The 21084-nt window shown below is 63.6% G+C and carries 22 protein-coding genes; 11 read left to right on the top strand and 11 right to left on the bottom strand.

The features are described from left to right. Positions 1-110: 110 nt before the first annotated feature. Positions 111-776: a pyridoxal 5'-phosphate synthase gene (locus HMI57_RS02850; protein ID WP_171584398.1), complete on the bottom strand. Its 666-nt coding sequence runs from the start codon at positions 774-776 to the stop codon at positions 111-113. A 40-nt stretch (positions 777-816) separates the two neighbouring features. Here HMI57_RS02850 and HMI57_RS02845 point away from each other — a divergent pair, with 40 nt between their 5' ends. Beyond that, positions 817-1596 carry a phosphatase PAP2 family protein gene (locus tag HMI57_RS02845; RefSeq protein WP_171584397.1) on the top strand — a complete coding sequence of 260 codons (780 nt, stop codon included), beginning with the start codon at positions 817-819 and terminating at the stop codon, positions 1594-1596. A 208-nt stretch (positions 1597-1804) separates the two neighbouring features. Further along, positions 1805-2203 (top strand): hypothetical protein, encoded by a 399-nt coding sequence (locus HMI57_RS02840; protein WP_171584396.1) that lies wholly within the window; start codon positions 1805-1807, stop codon positions 2201-2203. An 89-nt stretch (positions 2204-2292) separates the two neighbouring features. Here HMI57_RS02840 and HMI57_RS02835 read toward each other — a convergent pair whose 3' ends face one another. Both HMI57_RS02835 and HMI57_RS02830 read right to left on the bottom strand, forming a co-directional pair. Continuing rightward, positions 2293-3678, bottom strand: a complete 1386-nt coding sequence (locus tag HMI57_RS02835) for an alpha-amylase family protein (protein ID WP_171584395.1) — start codon at positions 3676-3678, stop codon at positions 2293-2295. A gap of 460 nt (positions 3679-4138) precedes the next feature. Next, complete coding sequence (locus HMI57_RS02830) at positions 4139-4840, bottom strand: CPBP family intramembrane glutamic endopeptidase (RefSeq protein WP_171584394.1); 702 nt, start codon at positions 4838-4840, stop codon at positions 4139-4141. 77 nt (positions 4841-4917) lie between these two features. Here HMI57_RS02830 and HMI57_RS02825 point away from each other — a divergent pair, with 77 nt between their 5' ends. Beyond that, complete coding sequence (locus tag HMI57_RS02825; RefSeq protein WP_171584393.1) at positions 4918-5505, top strand: TetR/AcrR family transcriptional regulator; 588 nt, start codon at positions 4918-4920, stop codon at positions 5503-5505. A 295-nt stretch (positions 5506-5800) separates the two neighbouring features. Here HMI57_RS02825 and HMI57_RS02820 read toward each other — a convergent pair whose 3' ends face one another. From HMI57_RS02820 to HMI57_RS02810, 3 genes are all read right to left on the bottom strand, one after another. Further along, positions 5801-6883: a TerC family protein gene (locus HMI57_RS02820; protein ID WP_171584392.1), complete on the bottom strand. Its 1083-nt coding sequence runs from the start codon at positions 6881-6883 to the stop codon at positions 5801-5803. A 234-nt stretch (positions 6884-7117) separates the two neighbouring features. Next, complete coding sequence (locus tag HMI57_RS02815) at positions 7118-7447, bottom strand: hypothetical protein (RefSeq protein WP_171584391.1); 330 nt, start codon at positions 7445-7447, stop codon at positions 7118-7120. 110 nt (positions 7448-7557) lie between these two features. Beyond that, the gene (locus HMI57_RS02810; protein ID WP_171584390.1) at positions 7558-8682 is read right to left on the bottom strand and encodes a Vms1/Ankzf1 family peptidyl-tRNA hydrolase; all 1125 of its coding nucleotides are present in this window, start codon (positions 8680-8682) and stop codon (positions 7558-7560) included. Between the two features lie 186 nt (positions 8683-8868). Here HMI57_RS02810 and HMI57_RS02805 point away from each other — a divergent pair, with 186 nt between their 5' ends. The 3 genes from HMI57_RS02805 (at position 8869) to HMI57_RS02795 (ending at position 10566) form a co-directional block, all read left to right on the top strand. Then, positions 8869-9546 carry a phosphoribosyltransferase family protein gene (locus HMI57_RS02805; protein ID WP_171584389.1) on the top strand — a complete coding sequence of 226 codons (678 nt, stop codon included), beginning with the start codon at positions 8869-8871 and terminating at the stop codon, positions 9544-9546. 81 nt (positions 9547-9627) lie between these two features. Next, positions 9628-9876, top strand: coding sequence for a hypothetical protein (locus HMI57_RS02800; protein ID WP_171584388.1), 249 nt, complete (start codon positions 9628-9630; stop codon positions 9874-9876). A 45-nt stretch (positions 9877-9921) separates the two neighbouring features. Continuing rightward, the gene (locus HMI57_RS02795) at positions 9922-10566 is read left to right on the top strand and encodes an alpha-ketoglutarate-dependent dioxygenase AlkB (protein ID WP_171584387.1); all 645 of its coding nucleotides are present in this window, start codon (positions 9922-9924) and stop codon (positions 10564-10566) included. 25 nt (positions 10567-10591) lie between these two features. Here HMI57_RS02795 and HMI57_RS02790 read toward each other — a convergent pair whose 3' ends face one another. Together HMI57_RS02790 and HMI57_RS02785 are read right to left on the bottom strand one after the other, a co-directional pair. Then, positions 10592-11107 (bottom strand): DUF664 domain-containing protein, encoded by a 516-nt coding sequence (locus HMI57_RS02790; protein WP_171584386.1) that lies wholly within the window; start codon positions 11105-11107, stop codon positions 10592-10594. A gap of 42 nt (positions 11108-11149) precedes the next feature. Further along, positions 11150-11827 (bottom strand): FCD domain-containing protein, encoded by a 678-nt coding sequence (locus HMI57_RS02785; RefSeq protein ID WP_171584385.1) that lies wholly within the window; start codon positions 11825-11827, stop codon positions 11150-11152. A 142-nt stretch (positions 11828-11969) separates the two neighbouring features. On the opposite strand from HMI57_RS02785, the gene HMI57_RS02780 reads away from it, so the two are divergent. Further along, positions 11970-13199: an alpha-hydroxy acid oxidase gene (locus HMI57_RS02780; protein WP_171584384.1), complete on the top strand. Its 1230-nt coding sequence runs from the start codon at positions 11970-11972 to the stop codon at positions 13197-13199. Between the two features lie 13 nt (positions 13200-13212). Here the strand turns inward: HMI57_RS02780 and HMI57_RS02775 are convergent, their stop codons facing one another. After that, the gene (locus tag HMI57_RS02775; protein ID WP_171584383.1) at positions 13213-14139 is read right to left on the bottom strand and encodes an alpha/beta hydrolase; all 927 of its coding nucleotides are present in this window, start codon (positions 14137-14139) and stop codon (positions 13213-13215) included. Positions 14140-14295: 156 nt separating this feature from the next. Here HMI57_RS02775 and HMI57_RS02770 point away from each other — a divergent pair, with 156 nt between their 5' ends. The 3 genes from HMI57_RS02770 (at position 14296) to HMI57_RS02760 (ending at position 18724) form a co-directional block, all read left to right on the top strand. After that, positions 14296-14613 carry a hypothetical protein gene (locus tag HMI57_RS02770; RefSeq protein WP_171584382.1) on the top strand — a complete coding sequence of 106 codons (318 nt, stop codon included), beginning with the start codon at positions 14296-14298 and terminating at the stop codon, positions 14611-14613. Positions 14614-14823: 210 nt separating this feature from the next. Then, positions 14824-16662, top strand: a complete 1839-nt coding sequence (locus HMI57_RS02765; RefSeq protein ID WP_171584381.1) for an S-layer homology domain-containing protein — start codon at positions 14824-14826, stop codon at positions 16660-16662. 430 nt (positions 16663-17092) lie between these two features. Continuing rightward, entirely contained in the window at positions 17093-18724 is a 1632-nt protein-coding gene (locus HMI57_RS02760) for a ribonuclease J (RefSeq protein ID WP_171584673.1), read from the top strand. A 144-nt stretch (positions 18725-18868) separates the two neighbouring features. On the opposite strand, the gene HMI57_RS02755 is transcribed toward HMI57_RS02760, so the two are convergent. Together HMI57_RS02755 and HMI57_RS02750 are read right to left on the bottom strand one after the other, a co-directional pair. Beyond that, positions 18869-20206: an amino acid permease gene (locus HMI57_RS02755; protein ID WP_171584380.1), complete on the bottom strand. Its 1338-nt coding sequence runs from the start codon at positions 20204-20206 to the stop codon at positions 18869-18871. Between the two features lie 92 nt (positions 20207-20298). Continuing rightward, a complete protein-coding gene (locus HMI57_RS02750) occupies positions 20299-20721 on the bottom strand; it encodes a DUF1801 domain-containing protein (RefSeq protein WP_171584379.1) in 423 nt (140 codons plus the stop codon). A 101-nt stretch (positions 20722-20822) separates the two neighbouring features. Here HMI57_RS02750 and HMI57_RS02745 point away from each other — a divergent pair, with 101 nt between their 5' ends. After that, positions 20823-20993 (top strand): hypothetical protein, encoded by a 171-nt coding sequence (locus HMI57_RS02745; protein ID WP_171584378.1) that lies wholly within the window; start codon positions 20823-20825, stop codon positions 20991-20993. Positions 20994-21084: the final 91 nt, after the last annotated feature.

Genomic DNA, 21084 nt, shown 5'->3' with positions numbered 1-21084 from the left:
CAGATGGCTGGCGGTGGAAGCGTCAGTGAACAGCAGGAGACTGGGTCTCCGCCAGCCCGTCGCCGGCGCCCAGTCCGTGCCCGGCCCGGCCCGTGTCGGGTCCAGACGGCCTAGGGCCAGAGCAGCGTGCGGGACCACCCAGCACCGTCCCGGGCATACCGGAGCCTCAGGTGGCGGCGTTCCGGGTCGGCCTGCCAGAACTCGACACTGTCCGGGGACAGTGTGTACACGGTCCAGGTGACCGATCCGGGTGTCGGACCATCCCCTTCCAGGCGCTGTACCTGGGTGGCGACGGCGTCGTCCAGTTCTTCCCGGGAGCGCAGGACGCTGCTCTGCTCGCCGGCAAGCACCAGGGCGCGGGCGACAGGATGGCGACGGCGGAAGTCGGCGTCGTTCTCCTCAGTACCCGCCGGGCGAACGGCACCGCGGATTCGGATCTGCCTGCCCACCGTCGGCCAGAACAGGTTCAACGCCGCGGCCGGAGCGTTTTCCAGCTGGCGGCCCTTGGGGCTGTCACTGCTGGAAGCAAAGGAAAAGCCGAAATCGTCGACGTCTTTCAGGATCACCACCCGGGCATCCGGCATCCCATCCCGGTCCACCGTCGCGAGGGTGAGGGCGTGCGGCGCCGCCACGCCGTCCTCGACCGCTGCGGCCAGCCACTCAAGGAACAGGTCGGTCGGTGACTCAGGTGCAGCGGCAGGGTCGAAAGCTGGAAGGGTGTCGGGGAACGCGGGGACCCCGCGGAGGAGGTCACGCATCGATTGGTGTTCACTCATGGCACCAGCCTAGGCCCCGACGTCGCGCTAAAGTCGAGAAATGACACCCGAGAAGGACAGTTTCACCGGCGGTAAGGATTACACCCGCTGGACCACCCCCATGGGGCGTTTCCTGGTCCGGTGGGTCCGAGTCCTGGCGGGTTGGATCGGGCCGCACTGGGCGATGCTGCTGATCCTGGTGATCGGTGGCGGGCTCGCGGTGTCGCTCGCCGTCGCGTCCGCCGAGGTGTATGAGGCGGTCGCCGAGACGGACGGCGTTGCCATCCTGGACCAGCCCGCCCTAGACGCGTCGGTGGAGCTGCGCAATCCGGTGGTGGTGGCACTGGCCAACGGGTTTACTTTCCTGGGTGGTCCCATCGCGATGCCGGTTCTTGCCGCCGCAGCAATTGCCGCGCTCTGCTTCCGGCGACGGTCAGTCACCCCGCTCATCCTCGTGGCTGTCGCCGCCGCCGGATCCCTGCTGATGACAGTCCTGGGGAAGAACGCGATTGGTCGGTTGCGGCCACCCCTGGAATTCGCTGTTCCCCCGTACGAATCGTCGCCGTCGTTTCCCAGCGGTCACACGCTGAATGCAATGGTGATCACCGGGATCATCGCCTACCTGCTGGTCCTGAGTGAACACCGCAAGCGGACCCGGGTCCTCATTGTTGCTGGCGCGCTGCTGTTCACTTTTTTGATGGCCGCCACCCGTGTCTATCTAGGTCATCACTGGGTGACCGATGTGTTGGTCGCCGCGACGCTGGGGCTCGGTTGGCTGGCGGTGGTGATCACCACGCACCGGTTGTGGCTCACCCTCGCCGACCGGCGGAGGGACAGATAGGTCGTTGCCGGGGAGCACACCTCGTCAGAAGATTCCTCAGCGAGAGGGTCCCCTGAGCAGCAGTGGCAGTTATGCTCGTCCGATGGGGACATCCGAGGTACAGACGCGCAACCGAGCAACGATAGTTGGGGCGCTGAGCGCTTTGTCTCTCCTTATGATGAGCGGCTGCGGGGTAAGCGAGCAAGCTCCGGAGGCGGCAAGTGAGACGGTGACCGCCACAGAGGCAGCGACGGCCGACCCTGAGGTTGTTGGTGATCCCACCGAACCTACAGCACAGCCCCTCGATCTGCAGCTGGACTCAGCGAGCATCATTCAGGCGGGCGACGGCGACTTTAGTACCCTGAACACAATCGGCTGGCCGGACACCGCCCTCCAGCCCGGCGACTACACAGTTCATGTTCAATGCGTTGGAGCCGACGGACTGACTTTCGCCTATTCATCCGAAGCCCGCCAGGAGGGGATGTCACATTTGGCGTGCGGCGAGCCGGGTTCATTCGACATCTCAGTCCCAGAAAGTGGCTACTACGTGACGCTCAGCGGGGACCCCTCCGCTACCGGCGACGTTGAGTACGTCTTCGCGGTGACTCACCAAAGTTCTGATCTCTAACTCAAGGGTGCCGGTGCCCTAGAGAGCTGGGGGAAATCTCTAAAGCACCGGCACAGCGAGCCGAGGACTCTCGTTCGGCTTCCGAAAGACTACATGTTCTGAGCGTCAGCCAGGCCCAAAATGGCCCACCCCTTCGGCGGTAGGGTCAGCCAACCGCCAGGGACGTCCAGTCCGCCCGCACCGGCCAGAACTTCGCACGCCGACGCGGGAATCTCCAGCGTCACCGAGTTTTCCTCAAGATTCATTGCAACGAACAGGGCATGACCGGCGTCGTACACCTCGTAGACCAGGTGTTCGTTGCTGAGCGTGTGCACCCGGGTCCGGGATGCGTGCACCCAGTGGTTCCGGCGCCGCAGCCCGATCAGTTCCTGGTGCAGGGTGTACAGCGCTTCCCCGACGTCCGAAAGGTCGGCAGGGGAAGCGGGGAAGGAGGGTCGGACGTCGTCGTCGCCCCCGGCCCTTTCCTCCTTGATGCCCCGGTAGCCCTGCTCATCCCCGTAGTAGATCACAGGCGTACCCGGCAGAGTGAAGAGCAGCACCAGTGCATGAGCCAGCCGGCCCGACGGCGCCAGCCTGCTCGCAATGCGTGTGACGTCATGGTTGCCGATAAAGGTCAGTGGCACAAAGGTGTCCAGAAAGACGTTGTGGCGTTCCAACGCTGCGGTCAGCTCATAGAAGTTCGCCTCGCCAAGTGAACTCCAGATCGCCTTCCACAACTCATACTGGGTGACCGAATCCAGGTGCCCGGCGCGGACATCCGCCGGATAGTCGCCGTGGATATACTCCCCCACGAAATACGCCTCCGGGAACTCCGAGCGGACCTCGTCAAGGACGCCAGCCCAGAACGACGTCGGCACCGCGTAGGCGGCGTCGAGCCGCCACCCGTCCGCACCGCGGCGCAGCCAGTGCTTCATCACATCGGCCACGAAATCCGCCACGGCCGGCTCCTCATGGTTCAGAGCCGCAAGGTGGTGATGGCCTTCAAAGTCTTCATACCCGGGTTCGGTGCCCGGCTCCCAGGTGTCCGGCCAGGAGAAGCTGAACCAGGCCGCCGTCGTCGCGCCCGGTCCTTGTTCGAGCGCCTTCTGGAAGGGAGCGAAGGAGCGGCCGGTATGGTTGAACACGCCATCCAGGAGGACCCGGATTCCGCGTGCGTGGGCCTGCGCTACCAGTTCGTCGAAGTCGGCATCGCTGCCAAGCCGGGGATCGATGCGGTAGTAGTCAGTGGTGTCGTAGCCGTGGGTTTCCGAAGCGAACACCGGCCCCAGGGCTAGGCCGGAAGCACCCATTTCGACGATGTAATCGAGCCAGGCCACCAGGTGCGTCAGACCGCGCCGCGCGGGAGCCGAGTCCCCGTCTTCATGACGATCATTGGCATTGTCCGGTGTCTGCCGGGCCGATTTTTCGGCGCCGGTAAAGCCCAGCGGATAGACCTGCCACCACACCACGTGCTCCACCCAGTCCGGTGTCCTCATGTGTGTTGGTCCCTTCGCGTGGTGGAGTAAAGCCTTCTACAGTCTTGCACCAGCACCCTTGACATCGGGAAATCCGGGATCGCCGCCGTCCAGCTGGCACGGAACATAGCCACAGAGCCCCCCTCACCGCAGATGGGGATCCTCCGCCTGCCAGCGATGCTTTTACATCAACCCGCCACCACCCCGGCCACGATGATGACGCTGCCCCTCATCGTCCGAAGGTACTTTGACCGCGCTCTCCCGGAGGCGTGCCGTCACCAGGACGACTAGCAGTCCTACTGCTACCGCGCCAGCGGCTTCTACGAGAGTTATCCAGGTCATGGTCCACGCGATAGTGGCTAAGGCTGTAACCGCAATCATTGATGCAATAACAAAAGTCTTCATGTTTCCCCCTGGAAACATCCTGTCATAACCCGAAAACGTAGGGACTTTCTGGCCAAACTCGACGACTTTTCGGAGCTCATGCTCCGATGTGCTGGGCGATCGTGGGAATGAGGATCGGCAAGTTGATGCAGAGGTGCAGGAGCATACAAACAAGTAGATTTCGAGTCTTTGCATAAAGGACAAAGAGCGCGATCGCTCCGATGCCTTGGGTCCATAGCCACTGCGGGCCGAAGAAGGCGACGTGGGGTGCCATGAACAGTGGGACGGTGATGAGGAGTGCGATCCATCGGTGCCCAGTCAGCTCAGTCAGACGCTCGATCGGGTAGCCCCGATAGAGGACTTCCTCGAATACCGCTGCTGAGACGATGAGCGCGAGGACAGCTGCGATGGACATGGAAGTGATGGCCGCGGTCCCCGAGTCTGCCGGCGGCGGGAAGAAGGTGAGGACGATCCACTGCCATCCCATATAAATCCCAAACAGGTACAACGCCCACTCGACATGCTTCTGCGAAGGCTTTAGCAGACCAACGGAGGCCCATGGGCGGCGGCGTTCGATGAAGACCATGTAGGCGACGAGCACGAGAACAGCGAGGGCGTTCCAGAGGATTGATGCCATAGGACCTGTCAGCCCGATGTCGACCCCGATAGCTTCGCGCACCCTCGGTAACCACATCGGCGAGTACGAGATTGCCAGGCCCACCGGGACGATCACCCACAGCAACGAGGATCGCCGTTTACCGGCATCCAGAGATTGGGGGACAGGGCCAGCGGATTCCATGTTCACATTCCTAGAGTAACCACTCTAGAGCAGCTGATCTAGAGTGGATACTCTACTGAAGCGGTAATCTTGAAGGCATGTCTCGTCCCGTCGATCGTGAGAAGTACGAAGCGAAACGCTCAGCGATCGTCCGTGCAGCCTCGAAGCAGTTCGCAACGCTTGGGTATCAGCGCTCGACCACTGCTGGGATCTGTCGTGCGGCCGGTGTCTCCTCGGGAACGTTCTTCCATTACTTCCCGAGCAAGCTCGATGCACTCGTCGCGGTCCTCAACTCAGGTTTCAAGGATCTTCAAGACCGCCTAGCCCAGCTCGAGCATGATTCAGGCGGACTGGAGGCGGTGATGAGCTACACAAGCATGCTTGAAACGGAAATCGGCGAGACGTCCTACCCGATCTTCGTCGCCGGACTCGCTGGTGTCGAGTCAGAGGCGTCGGTCGCGACGGCCCTGAGCGTGGAAACCGACCTCGTCAGCGATTTCCTCATCAGGAACATCGAAGAGGGCCAACACTGCGGACACATCCGCCAAGATTTTCAAGCACACGAGCTCGCCACATGGGTGTCCTGGCTCCTCGATGGTGCAGCTCAAACAGCCGCAACCGGACCCTCACCACAAAGGTTACAAATTCACCGCGGCGTCCGCGTCATCCTCGAATTACCTCGGTAAGCAGCCGCCCCATGAATGACGCGACGGTAGTTCAAGCCGTCGGCGTCGATATGCTCATCGCGCCCTGCCCCCCGACGAGCCGCCCCGCAGCTTTAACGCGGCGGTGCCCTGGACAGCCGGAGGAGGCAGGACCAGGGCACCAACGCAGGGAGCACTCGCAAACTCCCGTATCACTCACGTCTTCAACAAGACCCCACTGACGTTACTGACCTTTCCTGAATGCGAACAGAACGGCAGCAGGGTGGATGGTGTGAACAATCGCCAGAGGTGCCCTGACCTGGACCGCAGCGAAAATCTAGCGGGACCGGTCCGCGGAAGATGCCGGCACACCATCCACCTCAGGGTCGTCATCCCGGTCCTGCGGGTGGGCGGTGATGACCGGTTCGCCGTCGACCACTGAGCGGTCGTCCTTGCTGTCGTCGCCGCGGGTCTTGAGGAGACTAGCGACGGTTGCTACAAAGATGGTGGCGCCAATGAAGAGCAACGAGAACCAGATGGGGATCTCAGGCACCCAGAGCAGCGGCTCTCCACCGTTGATGAAGGGAAGTTCGTTGACGTGCAGTGCGTGGAAGACCAGTTTCACCCCGATGAAGCCGAGGATGACGGCTAGACCCTGCGCGAGGTACACCAAGCGCTCCAGCAGCCCCCCGATGAGGAAGAACAGCTGACGCAGACCCATCAACGCGAACGCGTTGGCGGTGAAGACGATGTAGGCCTCGTTGGTGAGACCGTAGATCGCGGGAATCGAGTCGACGGCGAAGATCAGGTCCACGAAGCCGATCGCGATGATGGTCAACAGCATGGGCGTGATGTAGCGCTTCCCACCCTTTTTCACGGTGAGCTTGTCCTGATGGTACTCATCGGTGACGGGCAGGATCCGGCGTACCAGTGTCATGAACTTGCCGTTTGCCGGGTTGGATTCGTGGCTACCAAACGCCTGCCGGTAGGCCAGGACGAGCAGCAGGGCGCCGAAGATGTAGAAGACCCAGGAGAAGTTCTCGATCAGGGCGGCACCGATGGCGATGAACCCGCCGCGCAGGATCAGGGCGATGATAATGCCGATCATCAGCACTTTTTGCTGGTACTTCTTCGGGACCGCGAAGCCGGTCATCACGATGAGGAAGACGAACAGGTTGTCGATCGACAGTGCCTTCTCGGTGAGGTAGCCGGCGAAGTACTCGCCACCGAATGTCCATCCCGACACCGTGCCGATTCCCACGCCGAACAGCAGTGCGAGGCCGATGTAGAACGCTGACCAGCGCGCTGATTCGCCGATAGTCGGCTCGTGGGGTTTGCGTACGTGGGCAAAGAACTCATAGACAAAGAACAGGATCGTCACGGCAATCGTGATGAGCCAGATCATGGGTGAGATCTGCATGAGGGTACTCCAAAGGGTAGGCGTTGGACAGCTACGCCAAGGTCTCCTCCGCCCCGGACGTTGCCGGAACCAATGACCCGAGATGCTTCAGTGCATCCGTATTGACGGGCCGATCACAGACGGGAGTACTCCCCTTGATATAAAAATCCTAACCCACCCCAACCTGTCCTTCCAACCGGCATCAGGAACACGGTCCCCGATCGGTAGGTTCGACCGGGTGTTTGATGGCCGGTTCTAACAGCTTGGCTCCAGAAGCCAGGCGATGGCTTCTGCCTCGTCGGTGAAAAACCGGGTGGGAGTTGCCGAGGTGTAAGCGAAAGCGGTCATGACCATGCTCACCCGATCCATCCCCAGCACCGCTGTCTTCGACGAACACGTGTCGTCGATCAGCAGCTCCCGGGCTTCGCGAGTGATCCGTTCAACTGAGCCGATGTGAACCAGGAGGGGCCGTTTCCCGGCACCGGAAACCGCGTCAACAGCCCCAATGGTCTCGCGCACATCGCTGCCGGTCATGGTTACCCCCGGAGCCCACCTGATCCTGTTGAACCCCGGTTCGCTACTCATCGCGAACTTCCTGGCAACCGATCCCTCATTCATGTCCACATCGTCCATGTCCACAGCATTACACAGAGCCCCGACACAACCGGGACCGGGAAGAGGGGTCCGCGTGGGTACTAAACCGAGGATCCGTTCGGCCAGCGCAGCAGCGCCGCAATCCGGTGCGGGTCCAGCGCCCCCGGCGGAAACAGGACCACATTGGCATCGGTAAGCGCCGCCGCCCGAAGCAGGGCGGAGGGTGCGGTGATCGTCCCGATCAGACGGGCACCCGCGGTCTCGTTCGTCGACGCTGAAAGCCACGGTTCGGCCGCAAGCGCCAGCAGGCGCTGCTCGTCCCATGCCGCCCGCTCCAACAACAGCGTTTCCACCTGGGCGCGCTGCAGGGCGTGCACCACCGCGCCGAGGCCCACCGCGGACTCCGGATGGTCACGGCCCAGCTGGCTCTCCAGCTTCTCCAGCAGCCGCTGCTGCTCAGCCTCGATGCTGGCCGCCACGCGTTCGGCGACCTGCCGCGCAAACGCGTCACGGTCCGCCCCGTCCGTGCGGGTGTGACTTTCGATGACCGACAGGATGGCCTTGCTGGCCTCTGACAGTTGGTCGGCGACCAGATTCCGTGCTCGGATATCCCCGGCGATGATCAACAGCCTGGCCCGACAACTGCGGACCACCCGGTCAATTTCCCCCGCCAGTTCCGCAGCGTTCGCCCGCCAGATGTTCTCTGTCCGGTGAAGGTAGCCGCCCTGCGATGCCCCGCCACCCGGAATTTTCTTCAGGTTCTCCGTGGAACCTTCCACCTCGGTGCTCACATCGTCCCCCATGTGGGCGTGATGCAGGTGGATGACTCCGCCGTCGCGCCCCGCCTCCGCCACCACGTAGGCGAATGCCTCCGGACGGTGATGCACCAGTGGCACCAGATTGGGGACCGGGCCGACGTCGATCACCTGCGGCATCACCAGCCGCCCGGGGAGGAACTCGTCAAACTCAACCTCACCGTCATTGACCAGAAGGAACCGCGCAACCGGGTCCGGCAATCCCTTCGCCGACCGAGTCAGGGCCACCCGTACCGCCTTCAGGTCCGTCTTGTCCGCACCCGCCCGGTACAGCGCGCCCGCGATCAGTTCGGGGCGGGCGTCGTCGGCATGCAATGAATCTCCAGCACCCGTGCTGGCATCGGTATAGACGGTGACCCACGGTCCCGGCCGCTTATACAGGCCGGCATGCGAGTGCAGTGCGCTACTCATGTCATCTCCCCCACCGTCCGACACCCGCAACAACGGCGCCGCAGCGCCTTGGCTCGTTCTCCTGCGGTGTCCCGCTCATTCATGGCGGGCCTCCTGGTTCCTTGAGGTGATCGACTTTCGTCGGCCCGGAAATGTAGGGTTGCATTCGGTCTACCACTCTTCGACCCTGATGAACAGACCCATAAGATGCGAATCAAATCGACAGCTCCGCACAGGTTCGACGACAGGCAGGACGCCGGCCGCCAGCTCGCCCGTGAGCTGCACACACTGGGCGGAATCCCGGACCTCCTGGTGCTGGGCCTCCCGCGCGGCGGGGTGCCCGTCGCCGCGGAAATCTGCCGGGTGTTGCGGTGCCCGCTCGACGTCGTTCTGGTCCGCAAGGTGGGGGTGCCCGGATTCGCTGAACTCGCGATGGGCGCCGTGGCGGTCACTGGCGGCAACCGCAGCACCGTCCGGAACGAGCGGGTACTGGCCGGTTTGACTGGTGACGGGACGGCCATCTTCGAGGCGGCCGCAGCCCGCGAATGGATCGAGGTGGCGCGCCGCGACCTGCTGTACCGGGAGGGACGGCTTCCCCCCGCGGTGGAGGGCCAGAAGGTGGTGCTGGTCGACGACGGCGTCGCCACCGGGGCGACCCTGCGTGCGGCCGTCGGGGCCGTTCGGCAGCTCCGTCCCAAGGAGCTAATGGTGGCCGCGCCGGTGTTCCTGGGCCAATCCCTGGCCGACATCCAGACAGTGGCTGACCGGACCTTCTGGCTGTGGAATGCGTCGTCGCTCGGGTCGGTGGGGCAGGCGTACCGGCACTTTGAGCCGGTCCCCGACGAAGAAGTCATCGGACTGTTGCGTGGCGGCCCACGGGAATAGATCGGATCGGCGTTCGGTTGACATAACTAGATAGCTGGCACGAGCTGGCACCATCGGCTCAACAAACCCCTGGAGGCCAGCATGCCCACCGCTTGCATCAACACCGAACCTTGCCGCACCGACCCCACTCCCGGCACTGGCAGCCGAATCCGCAGCCTGCGCGCCCTTAAACGGGGAGACCGGATCGAGGCCCGGATGCAGGCAGATGTGCTCTACCGCGGGCTGGTCGAGGAAACCGCACCCGGACTCGGCACCGTCTGGATGCGCGACGAAGCTGTGGACTCGCGGTTGGCACTCAGCCAGGACGACTTCACCTTCTGGACCACCTAGGCACTTCCCACCCCGTCGGGAACAGATTTCGGCCAGAATAAGAGAATGGATTCCTTATTGCCGCGGGAACGGACCGAACCCTCGCCGGGCGCCGTTCACCTGCCCGGATGGCTCAGCCTGGAACAGCAGCGGGAACTGATCGACGCCTGCCGCGGGTGGGCCGCGGGCCCCGTGCCCATGCGTGCCGCACGAATGCCCAATGGCTCGATGATGTCGGTCAAGACCGTGTGTCTGGGCTGGCACTGGCAGCCCTACCGATATACCAAGACCGCCGACGACGCCGGAGGTGGCCAGGTCGCCGAGTTCCCCGATTGGCTGGCCCAGTTGGGGCGTGACGCGGTAGCCGCCGCCTACGGCGACCCCGCCGAGTACGCCCCGGATGCCGCCCTGATCAATTTCTACGACGACGGCGCCGCCATGGGGATGCACCAGGACAAGGATGAGGTGGCGGCCGCACCGGTGGTCTCCCTGAGTATCGGGGACTCCTGCGTCTTCCGTTTCGGGAACACCGAGACCCGGAACAAGCCGTGGACCGACCTCACCCTCGAGTCCGGTGACCTGTTTGTGTTCGGCGGGCCCTCACGCTTCGCCTACCACGGCGTACTTAAGACCTATCCCGGCACGTCGGATCCCGCGCTCGGGCTCAAGGGCCGGCTGAACCTGACCCTGCGCGAAACCGGCCTAACGTAACCCGGAAAATGATGTCCCGGACGTCCTAGATCAGCAGTCCCCGGACGTACGCTGCCTGCCCCGCATGCTGCATGCAGTCCTCCACCACGCTCACCAGTCGCACCCGCAGGGTGACGGGCGGGTCCCAGGACGCATCGACAATGCGGTCCAGATCCACCTCACCAAGACCAGCGATGAACTCCAGGGTCCGGGAGTGGACGGCGTCGTAGTACTCCACCAGGAGGTCAGCCGAGACGGGTCTGACTTTCTCCACCTGCGCCGAGGTATGCCCGTACCCGGTGTCAGTGGGATCCAGGTCCAGTCCGAACCGCTCCTCCCACCCCTGATCCAGCCACAGTTCCGGGAGGTGGGCGGCGTCGGCGATGTGGTTGTCCTGGACCCGGGTAAGGTGCCAGATCAGCCAGGCGACCGAGTTTCCCTTGCCGCTGCCGGTGGCGGTGGGACGGACCACTAACTGGTCAGTATCCAGACCGCTGACTGCTCGGCGGATGGCATCCGGCATCCTTCCGAACGCCTCCTCGAGGATCTCGATTGAACTCATGGTTCCTGCCTCCTTTGTGTGTGTTGTCCGGGTCGATCCAGACTATAAGCCAGCCTCGCGGTAGAAGCCTTCGATGTGAGCGGCGATCAGGACGGCCGGGTCGCCGCCGTCGCCGCCGATCGCCCGGTGGATGGCCCGGTGTTCGGCACGGAGACGCTCGGCAGTGGTATTCCAGTCCGGGAGTCGGCTGGTGAGTTGCTGAGTGTAGGTCTCGATCGACCCGCGAAGCGAGGACATCATCGCGCCGATCAGCACGTTACCGGCAGCCTCGGCGAGCGCCACGTGGAAGAGCGCGTCGAGGCGCAGGAACTCGGCGGTCGCCAGGCCCGGAGCGTCCATGTCATCAAGCAGCGCCGCAGCGGTTTCCATTGACGGGGCTGTGGCGCTGGCGTGGCCAGCGGCCCACGTCTCAAGCAAGAGCCGGGTCTGGACAATGTCCTCGACCGGGAGATGCGAGCTGGCGACGTGGAAGCGCAGGGCCGAGCCGAGGGCCACGGCAGGATTCGCGGTGATCACCGTGCCCGCGCCCGGACCGGACCCCACCCCCGCGCGGACCACCCCCATCGCCTCAAGGACGCGGATACCTTCCCTCGCCGAGGCGCGGGAGACATTCAACTGCTCGGCCACGGCCCGCTCGCCGGGGAGGCGCTGACCCACGGCCAGGCGGCCGGCGGCCAGCTCCGCTTCGATCCACGATAGGACCAGCTCATGGTTCCGCATCCCCCCATCGTAGCCAGTGGTCCGACCACACACGTGGAGGGATCGGAAACACGGGTTCAAGGGTTGCGCGGCCAATCCCGAGGACGGTAGGGTCAACCTCACGCCCTGTGGTCCTACCACACCGGAACGAAGCGAGGTCAGCATGCCGTCCCAGATTCCTCCAGCACTCAAGCGACGTATCCCGAAGGTCGGTGACCTGGCGCCCCTCATGCAATTCAGGAAGCCGGAACTGGGCTCCGCCGCGCGGCTGAGGCGGGCCAGCACCATCTGGGACCTGCGCGATCAGGCGAAGCGGCGCACCCCCACCGCACCTTTCGACTACACGGATGGCGCAGCCGAAGCCGAGATCACGCTGCGCCGGGCCCGCGGCGCCTTCCTGGACCTGGAGTTCCGTCCGGGAATCCTCCGCAACGTCGAGACCGTCGACTCCTCCGTGTCGGTGCTGGGCCAGCAATCCTCCCAGCCGTTCGGGATTGCCCCCACCGGGTTCACCCGGATGATGCAGTCGGAGGGCGAGTACGCCGGGTCACAGGCGGCCGAGGCGGCGGGGATTCCCTACACGCTGTCCACGATGGGCACCGCGTCGATCGAAGATGTCGCGGCGGCCGCCCCCAACGGGCGGAACTGGTTCCAGCTCTATCTCTGGACCGACCGGGACCGGTCGATGGAGCTCATCGACCGGGCGGCCAAGGCGGGCAACGATACCCTGATGGTCACTGTCGACACCGCCGTCGCCGGGTCGCGGCTGCGGGATGTACGCAACGGCCTCACCATCCCGCCAGCGCTGACCGCTAAAACCGTCCTGGACGCGTCCTACCGTCCGGCCTGGTGGTTCAACTTCCTGACGCACGAGCCGCTGGCCTTCGCCTCGCTGTCCCGGTACTCCGGCACGGTGGCCGACCTGATCAATTCCATGTTCGACCCCACCCTGACCTACGAGGACCTTGATTGGCTCCGGGATGTCTGGAAGGGCAACTTAGTGGTGAAGGGCATCCAGACGGTCGACGATGCCAAGAAGGCCGTCGACCACGGGGTGGACGGGCTGGTGCTGTCCAACCATGGCGGCCGGCAACTCGACCGCGCCCCGATTCCCCTGCACCTGGTTCCTGATGTTGCTGCGGCGTTGAAGGGCAAGACCACCATCATGCTGGACACCGGGATCATGAGCGGAGGCGACATCGTGGCGGCCCTGGCTCTCGGCGCAGATTTCACCCTGATTGGACGGGCCTACCTGTATGGGCTGATGGCCGGCGGGCGGGCCGGCGTGGACCGGACCATCGAGATTCTCAGCAAGGAGACCGCCCGGACCATGCAGCTCCTGGGCGTGAACCGGGTGGAGGACCTGAACCCTGACCACGTCCGGCTGCTCTAGCAGCACGGCCTCATCAGTCTCCCCGTAGTGCGCGGCGGGCCTCGGCCTGCCTATTCTTCCCCTCTTCCACCAGGGCGTCGCTGTCCCTCGCATTGCCGCTCACCTCGGTGGCCGCACCCTTGATCTCCTCTGTGACGATCTCCAGGACTTCTTTCGGATCGACTTCCGTCCCCTCTTCCGGGAGTTCAGCGATCCGGGCGATGCGGCCGTCGTCGGACGCTGACCCACGGCTGGCGTGATCGACGCAGAGACGCGCCACTTCCCGGGCGTGGGCATGCATGACTGAGTGCGCTGCACCCTCCACCTCGAACGCGCTCGACGTCGGGAGCCGGGCGGAGAGGGCCTCGATCCACTCCGGCGGGCAGACGTCGTCGTGCTGCCCGCGGATCAGGAGCGTGTCGGCCTGAATCTTGGCCGCCGCATCCTCGATCCGGTAGGTCAACATGTTGGGCAGCACCCGGAAGAACCAGTTGAAGCCGCAGAACAGGTAGGCGGTCACCGCCAGCACTTTCACGCGGAACGGTTCACGCCAACTGGACGTGGCGAAACGCCAGGCCTGGGCCAGCAGGGTCCGGTGCTGGGCATCGACCACCGGGCTGATCAGGACGATGGTGCTTAGTTCGGGTCGCCGGGAAGCGAGATCAGCGACCACCTGGGTTCCCATCGAGTGGCCGACCACTATCGGATCCGGAGCATCGAGTGAGTCGATGACGTCGCCGAGAAGATCGGCATACTCACTCATCGATAGGCCGCTCCCGTTGTGGGGCACGCCGCCGAACCCCGGCAGATCCAGCGCATACACGGGCCCATACTGCTCCAGATGGGGCGCGAGCTGCTCAAAATAGTGGGAAGACACCCCGATGCCGCAGACCAGGACGAACGGGCGGTCCCCGCGGTTGCCGACAGAGCTAACCCGGGTCCAAAGATTCCCGCTATACACACGATCGACGCGAATTCTTTTCGCTTTATTTCTGGCCACGTTCTATTGTCAACCACAAAACTTGCGGACGCCCGATTTGGGTCTAGTATCAATCTTGAATCCGTCCTTTGAAGCGGATTTCAATCACGCTTGGGGACAACCGAATGGAGCAGGCGGATGCATTATCCGTTGCAGTACCGCCGTGCCCGCGCGCTGGTCTACGCGGTCCTCGTGTTCTGGCTATGGGCCTGGCTCGGTAGCGGCTATTTCATCACCAGCCTGTTCGGGTCGCCCGTTTACGCCCTCCTGGCCCTGTACGCGCTGGCCGTTGCGATCCTTGTCTCCTTCCCGATTTTCCTGCTCGCCGCCACCCGGATGCTGCTTAACCGCCCACGCCGGACCACCGGCGTCGTCACCTCCCTGCGCACCAAACGGACCTCATCGCTGCCACCCTCTCCCCAGTCCGGATCCTGGATTTCAGACAAAGCGTCCTGACCGAGGGAAAACCTGCGGGAATCCTTCGGGTATTTCGGAAAGGCTATGAGAAATTAGGCGGTGCCCGCCAGACACACAAATCTATGCTTTTGAGGTGACCTTTAGAGGTTCGGTACCCATCGGTGCCGAACCTTGTTTTGTGTAGGACCTCCCGGGATCTGCCGCAAAGCGGTCGAGTCTCTCGCCCCGGTTGAGTAAGGGAATAAACATATGCGCGTCTTCACGCGATCCGCGGCGGCCCTCACCGGCCTGATTCTGCTGGCATCGAGTTTTACCACCATGACGGCCGCACCAGCGGTCGCGGCACCGGTCTCCCCAGAAGACAAAGCGATTGTTGAACCGGCCGACGGTACACCGCGCTCCATTCACACGTACGAGCCCGGCTACGACTTCGAAACCGGTGGGCACCCAGAGGAAAAGCTCGGCCAGGAAGTACTGGGTGAGGGTGGGGCCCAACCCCAGGACGTTCCGGCCAGCCTCGAACCGATGCAGCGCCAGGGCGCCATCAAGGTGAAGCTGGTGACGGTTCAGCTTGCTGACAACTCCAGCCAGATCTCCATGGCCAACGCCGTGAACGCGGTGAACGTTTCCAGCAGTTACTGGAAGTCGATGTCCAACAACCGGCTCTCGATGTCGGTCACCTCCCAGGTCGCGGGACACAAGACGAAGGCGCGCTCCACCTGGTCCTATAACGAGATCATGAACCAGGTCACCAGCGAGCTGCGCTGGACTTACAGCCCTTACTCGGCCCTCGTGGTCTTCATCCCGTCAGCCCTCCCCGGCGGCATCCTCGGGTACGGCTGGAGCAGCAACGGCACCAGCGGCCGCATCCTGATGCCGCAGATGAGCAACTTCACCACCAACGTGGTGACCCACGAATTTGGGCACGTCCTCGGCCTCATGCACGCTGACGCGCTGCAGTGCGGCAGCGGCGCCTCCGACACCGGCGTCACCAACGGCCGGTTCACTGACCCCACCTGCTATATCCGCGAATACGGCGACACGATGGACCTGATGGGCTCGGCCCAGTGGTTCCAGACCCCGGTCATCAGCGCCAGCTTCTGGGACTACGGAAAGTTCGGTCGCGGGGACGAGATCCGCAACACGGGTGTCGCCTCCGGACGCAAAACCTACACGCTGAGGCCCTGGGCGGGAACAGCCGCCAACCGGGCAATCAAGTTCACCGACCCGAAGAGCCGCGAGGTGTACTACCTCGAACACCGGGCCCCGGTCGGCTACGACAAGGCGCTGGCCGTCAACGGCAACTTCGGGGTCAAGATCACCCAGCTCGGCGGCTCCGCAGCGAACGCCTCGCTCATCCTGATGCCCTCCACCAAGCCGTTCGCCGGGTACTACGCGGCCAACCACTCCTGGAAGGCGGGCAGCACCTTCGTCACCGCCGCCGGCACCCGGGTGACCATCAACTCCGTGTCCACCACGGCCGCCACCGTGACCGTTGAGGTGGGTGGGCCCTTCTGGGACATCGGAACGTCCGGCTTCCGCGGTGAGATCGAGTGGCTCTATTCCAAGGGACTGACCACGGGCTACACCGATGGCACCTACCGCCCGCTGGCCACCATGAACCGCGACGCGATGGCGGCGTTCATCTACCGGCACGCCGGTAGCCCCCGCTACACTCCCCCAACACGCAGCCCGTTCAAGGACGTACCGACCAACAGCCAGTACTACAAGGAGATCGCCTGGATGGAGTCCGTGGGACTCGCGACCGGATGGGATGACGGCACCTACCGGCCGTTGACCTCCATCAACCGCGACGCCATGGCCGCATTCTTGTACCGGTACACCGCTGACGCCTGCAACCTGGGCGGAGCGGCCGGATTCACTGCCCCCACTACCTCGCCTTTCAGGGATGTGCCCCGCGGCGCTGAGTTCTACAAGGAGATCTCCTGGATGAAGCATTCCGGGGTGTCCACCGGATACGGTGACAAAACCTTCCGCCCCCTGGAAGGCATCACCCGCGAAGCAATGGCCGCATTCGTGTACCGCGTCGACGGTGTGCAGAAGCAGCTGGGCGGCTGCAAGCTCTGACACGTTGAATCGAAGTACTCCGCAAGGGCGGCAGGGTCTCCTGCCGCCCTTGCGGGTTTAACGCTTCCAGGCATCCTGGTGGAACAGTGCAGGTCACCGGCCGCCCGGAATACGGCGTGGTAGCGTACCTTCCAGTAAGGTAAATAGGTGGACTTCTCCCTCGACCTATCGGCAGGACGCGTCTATTCCTGCCCGATGACCCCGCAGCCGACGCTGCAGTCATCCGAGCGAACCACCACTTCCGATCTAGCGGCAGTCTCCCGCTACCGGGCAAGCGGCTTGGTTGCCGGCGCCCATGAGAGACGACAGATTTCGGCCGGTCACGGCCACCCTGCGGCAACCCGCAGCTCGCACACCCCATTGAAAACGAGTTAATACAGTGAATAACAAGACCACCCTGAAAACCCCTCCTACCCTCGCGCGGGGCGCGATGCGCATTGTCGCCCTCGGCGGGCTTGGTGAGATCGGTCGCAACATGACCGTGTTCGAGTTCAACGGGAAACTTCTCATCGTCGACTGCGGCGTCCTCTTCCCCGAAGAGGTCCACCCGGGCGTGAACCTGATCCTCCCCGACTTCTCGGCTATCCGGGACCGCCTGCAGGACATCGTCGGCGTCGTGCTGACCCACGGCCACGAGGACCACATTGGCGGTATTCCCTACCTCCTGAAGGAACGGGCCGACATCCCCCTGATCGGTTCCCGCCTCACGCTCGCCTTCATCAAGGCGAAGCTCAAGGAACACCGCATCACTCCGAAGACCATCCAGGTTGAGGAAGGCGCCCGGAAACCGATGGGCCCCTTTGACCTGGAGTTCCTCGCCGTCAACCACTCCATCCCCGATAGCCTCGCCGTCGCAATCCGGACCAGCGCCGGAATGGTGCTGCACACGGGCGACTTCAAGATGGACCAGTTCCCCCTTGACCGCCGTATTACTGACCTGGTGGGGTTCGCCCGGCTGGGCACCGAGGGCGTAGACCTGTTCCTCACCGACTCCACCAACGCCGACGTCCCCGGCTTCACCACCTCGGAGAAGGACCTGTTGCCGGCTATCGATACGGTTTTCCGTACCGCCCCGCGCCGGATCATCGTGTCCAGCTTCGCCAGCCACATCCACCGGATCCAGCAGGTCATCGATACGGCGCACCGCCACCACCGCAAGGTGGCCTTCGTAGGCCGTTCGATGGTCCGCAATATGACCATTGCCCGGGAACTGGGCTATCTGACCATTCCCCGCGGCATCCTCGTGGACTTCAAGAAACTGCAGCAGGCAGACGACCACAAAGTGGTCCTCATCTGCACCGGCTCGCAGGGTGAGCCCCTGGCCGCACTGTCCCGCATGGCAGGTGGCGACCACGCCATCCGCATCGGCGAGGGCGACACGGTTCTGCTGGCCAGCTCACTGATCCCGGGCAACGAGAACGCCATCTACGGTGTCATCAACTCCCTCACCCAGCTGGGCGCCAACGTGGTCCACAAGGGCAACGCGAAGGTGCACGTCTCGGGTCACGCGAGTGCCGGCGAGCTGGCTTACTGCTACAACATCGTCAAGCCACGCAACGTGATGCCGGTGCACGGAGAATGGCGCCACCTTAAGGCCAACGAGGCCATCGCCGTCGCTACCGGCGTCGACCCCAAGAATGTGATTCTGGCCGAAGACGGCACCACCATTGACCTGATCAACGGCAAGGCAACCATCTCGGGCAAGATCGCTGCCGGGCTGGTCTTCGTCGACGGCGACAGCGTGGGCCACACCACCGAGGACACCCTTGAGGAACGGCGCCAGCTCGCCGAGGAGGGCGCGATCACTGTGCTCGCCATCATCGATGCGAAGACCGGCGAAATGGCCGAGCCACTCGAGTTCTTCACGAAGGGCTTCGAGTGCACCCAGGAGGACCTGGATAAGGCGTCGGACGCGATCGAGAAGTCGCTGGCTAACCCGGGCGGTCGCCGCGGCGGCGGCAACAACGATCCCGAAGAGGTCATCGAGCGGGCTACCGCGTCCTGGATGCGCCGGTTCTACAACCGGACGCCAGTGGTGACAGCGATCGTCGTCGACGCCTAGATAAGCGCCTAAATCCCCGTTGCTCCCGTCGATTGCTGGCAGGGGCAACGGGGATTTCTGCTTAACCGCCGCCCAGAAACGGAGGAGCCTGTTCTTTCATCACTAAAGATAGGGTCCGGCTGGCCAACTGCGCTCAGGCAGGAGCTAGCGTGCGAGGCGATCCTCACGTTTGCGGCCAGCGCGAGCAGCAAGATACAGGACCGAGCCGACCACCACATAGGCGATTGCACCAAGCCAGATGATGCCCGTTTGTTGAGCCAGCAGCGCGATGCAGGCGATGATCCCAACTACCGGAACAAACCGGGGCACCGAGAAATGCTGATGGTCGACCTTGTCCTTCTTGAGCACAAGAACGCTGACGTTCGCCGAGAGGAACACCAGCAACAGGAGCAGCACAGTGGTCTCGGCAAGCGAGGAGACATCACCGATGAGAGTCAGGGCTACCGTCAGGCCGGCGACGACGACAATCGACACCCAGGGCGTTCGCCGATTCGGCAGCACCCTGGCGAACACACGGGGAAGCAGCGTTGCCTCTGCGAGCCCGTACCCGACGCGGCTGGCCATCACCATGAAGAGCAACGCACCGTTGGCGATGGCGACAAGCGCGATCAGGCTGAATAGCCACGGAGGTATTCCCACACCACTCGCAAAGACGACGTCGAGTAGCGGGCCGGTGGACTCCGCGAGGTCGGCTGGGGGTAGGACAATCACCGCTCCGATAGCGATCAGAAGGTAGACGACTGCCGCCGTGGCAATCGCTCCGAACAGGGCACGTGGGTAAGCCTTGGAGGGGTTACGTACCTCCTCGGCCATGTTGGCGGCCGCTTCGAACCCGAGGAATGAGAAGAAGGCGATGACCGATGCTGCGAATGCACCTTGGAGTGGGGGCACATCCGGGGCAAACTCAAGGAGCCGGGTGGGTTCCCCATTGCCGCTGCCCAGGACGACGGCGGCAACGAAGATCACGATCACCAGGCCAGTTACCTCTATCACCGAGGCAATGAGGTTCGCGGTAAGGGATTCCCTCACGCCTCGGAGATTGATCAGGGTCAACAGAACGATGAACACTACTGCCGCCGGAGCGGTTGGCACGTCGATCAGAGCTGCCAGATAATCGCCGGCAAACGCGTTAGCCAGGGCCGCGGCGGTGGTGATGCCCGACGCCATCATCAGGAAACCGATGAGAAAGGAGAGATACGGGATGCCAAAGGCCCGGTCAACGTACCGTGCTGCACCTCCCGCATGAGGGTACTTGGTGATGAGCTCGGCATAGGTCCCAGCAGTGAGGAGAGCAACGACGAGGGCGATCAGCAGAGGCAACCAGATGACGCCCCCGACGTCGGTCGCCATGGTGCCGACGAGTGTATAGATGCCTGCTCCGAGCGTGTCTCCCACGATGAACGCAAACAGCAACGGCGCACCAACGGCCCGCTTCAGCCCAGTCGGGGCGTCTGCTTCAGCCGCGCCAGTATTCTTCGTCACCGCACCATTTTCAACCCGTACATGGGAGGTCGCAAGAAGAAAGTTCAGAAATCTGTGTCCTCCAGAAGTCTGATCCCGCGGCCAGGTGCGGTTCAGCGCGCGGGAGCCTGCGTCTCGGCGAGTGAGCGCTCCAGCAGCGCGCGGAGTGCGCTGCGATCCACCCCGGTCAACCGTGTGAGATAGAGGCATGCCTTGCTCGCCCGGTGCTTCCCGAGGCGTTCCATGAGATCGGGCCAGCGATCCGAAAAATCGTTGACGAGGTAGATCGTGTGCTTGGTGGACCCCGGAGCGAAGGCCAGCAGAGGAGCCCGGCCCCCGTGACCGCTCTCGTAGCGGTATTCGTACTCGCCGAACCCAATGATCCGTCCAGCCCAGACGATCGGTTGCTCGCAGCTGATCTCACCAAGGATGGCGAGCAGTTCATCGGCCTCGGCGCGGCGGGGTCCCGTGGCCCGGTCGAGTACTTCCGCGACTGGCTGGTCGGACGGTGACATTGCGGGAGGCTTCGCTGCCATGGGTCTCCTTTGGATCGTGCTGGATAACCCAGCGTACTGGTGTCGCAAGATCCACCTCGTGGGGGAGGTGGACCGTTGCCTAACGCCCGTAGGGTGTGGGTATGAAGAGAACTGTCTTGACCCCCGGAGCCGCCGTCGTCACCCCGCGTGGACGCGGCTCAGTCATCGATGTCAGGGCGACCCCCTCCGGCAAGTTCGTTATCGGGGTTGAGGATGCCGACGGCGAAGTGACCTACTTTACGGAGAAGGCCCTCCAGCTCGCGGAGGGCTAGGCGGGGAAGCCAGAGTTTCTGAGTCCACGGTGCTGGCCACGCCACCAGACGGGAAGCTCAGCGCAACACAGACAGGCTGGCCAGACCCAAA

The sequence above is a fragment of the Arthrobacter sp. 260 genome (genome assembly GCF_013116745.1).
In the GTDB taxonomy this organism is placed as follows: Bacteria; Actinomycetota; Actinomycetes; order Actinomycetales; family Micrococcaceae; genus Arthrobacter_D.
The sequence above is the reverse complement of the archived record's forward strand: the minus strand, read 5'-3'. Positions and strand labels throughout refer to the sequence as shown.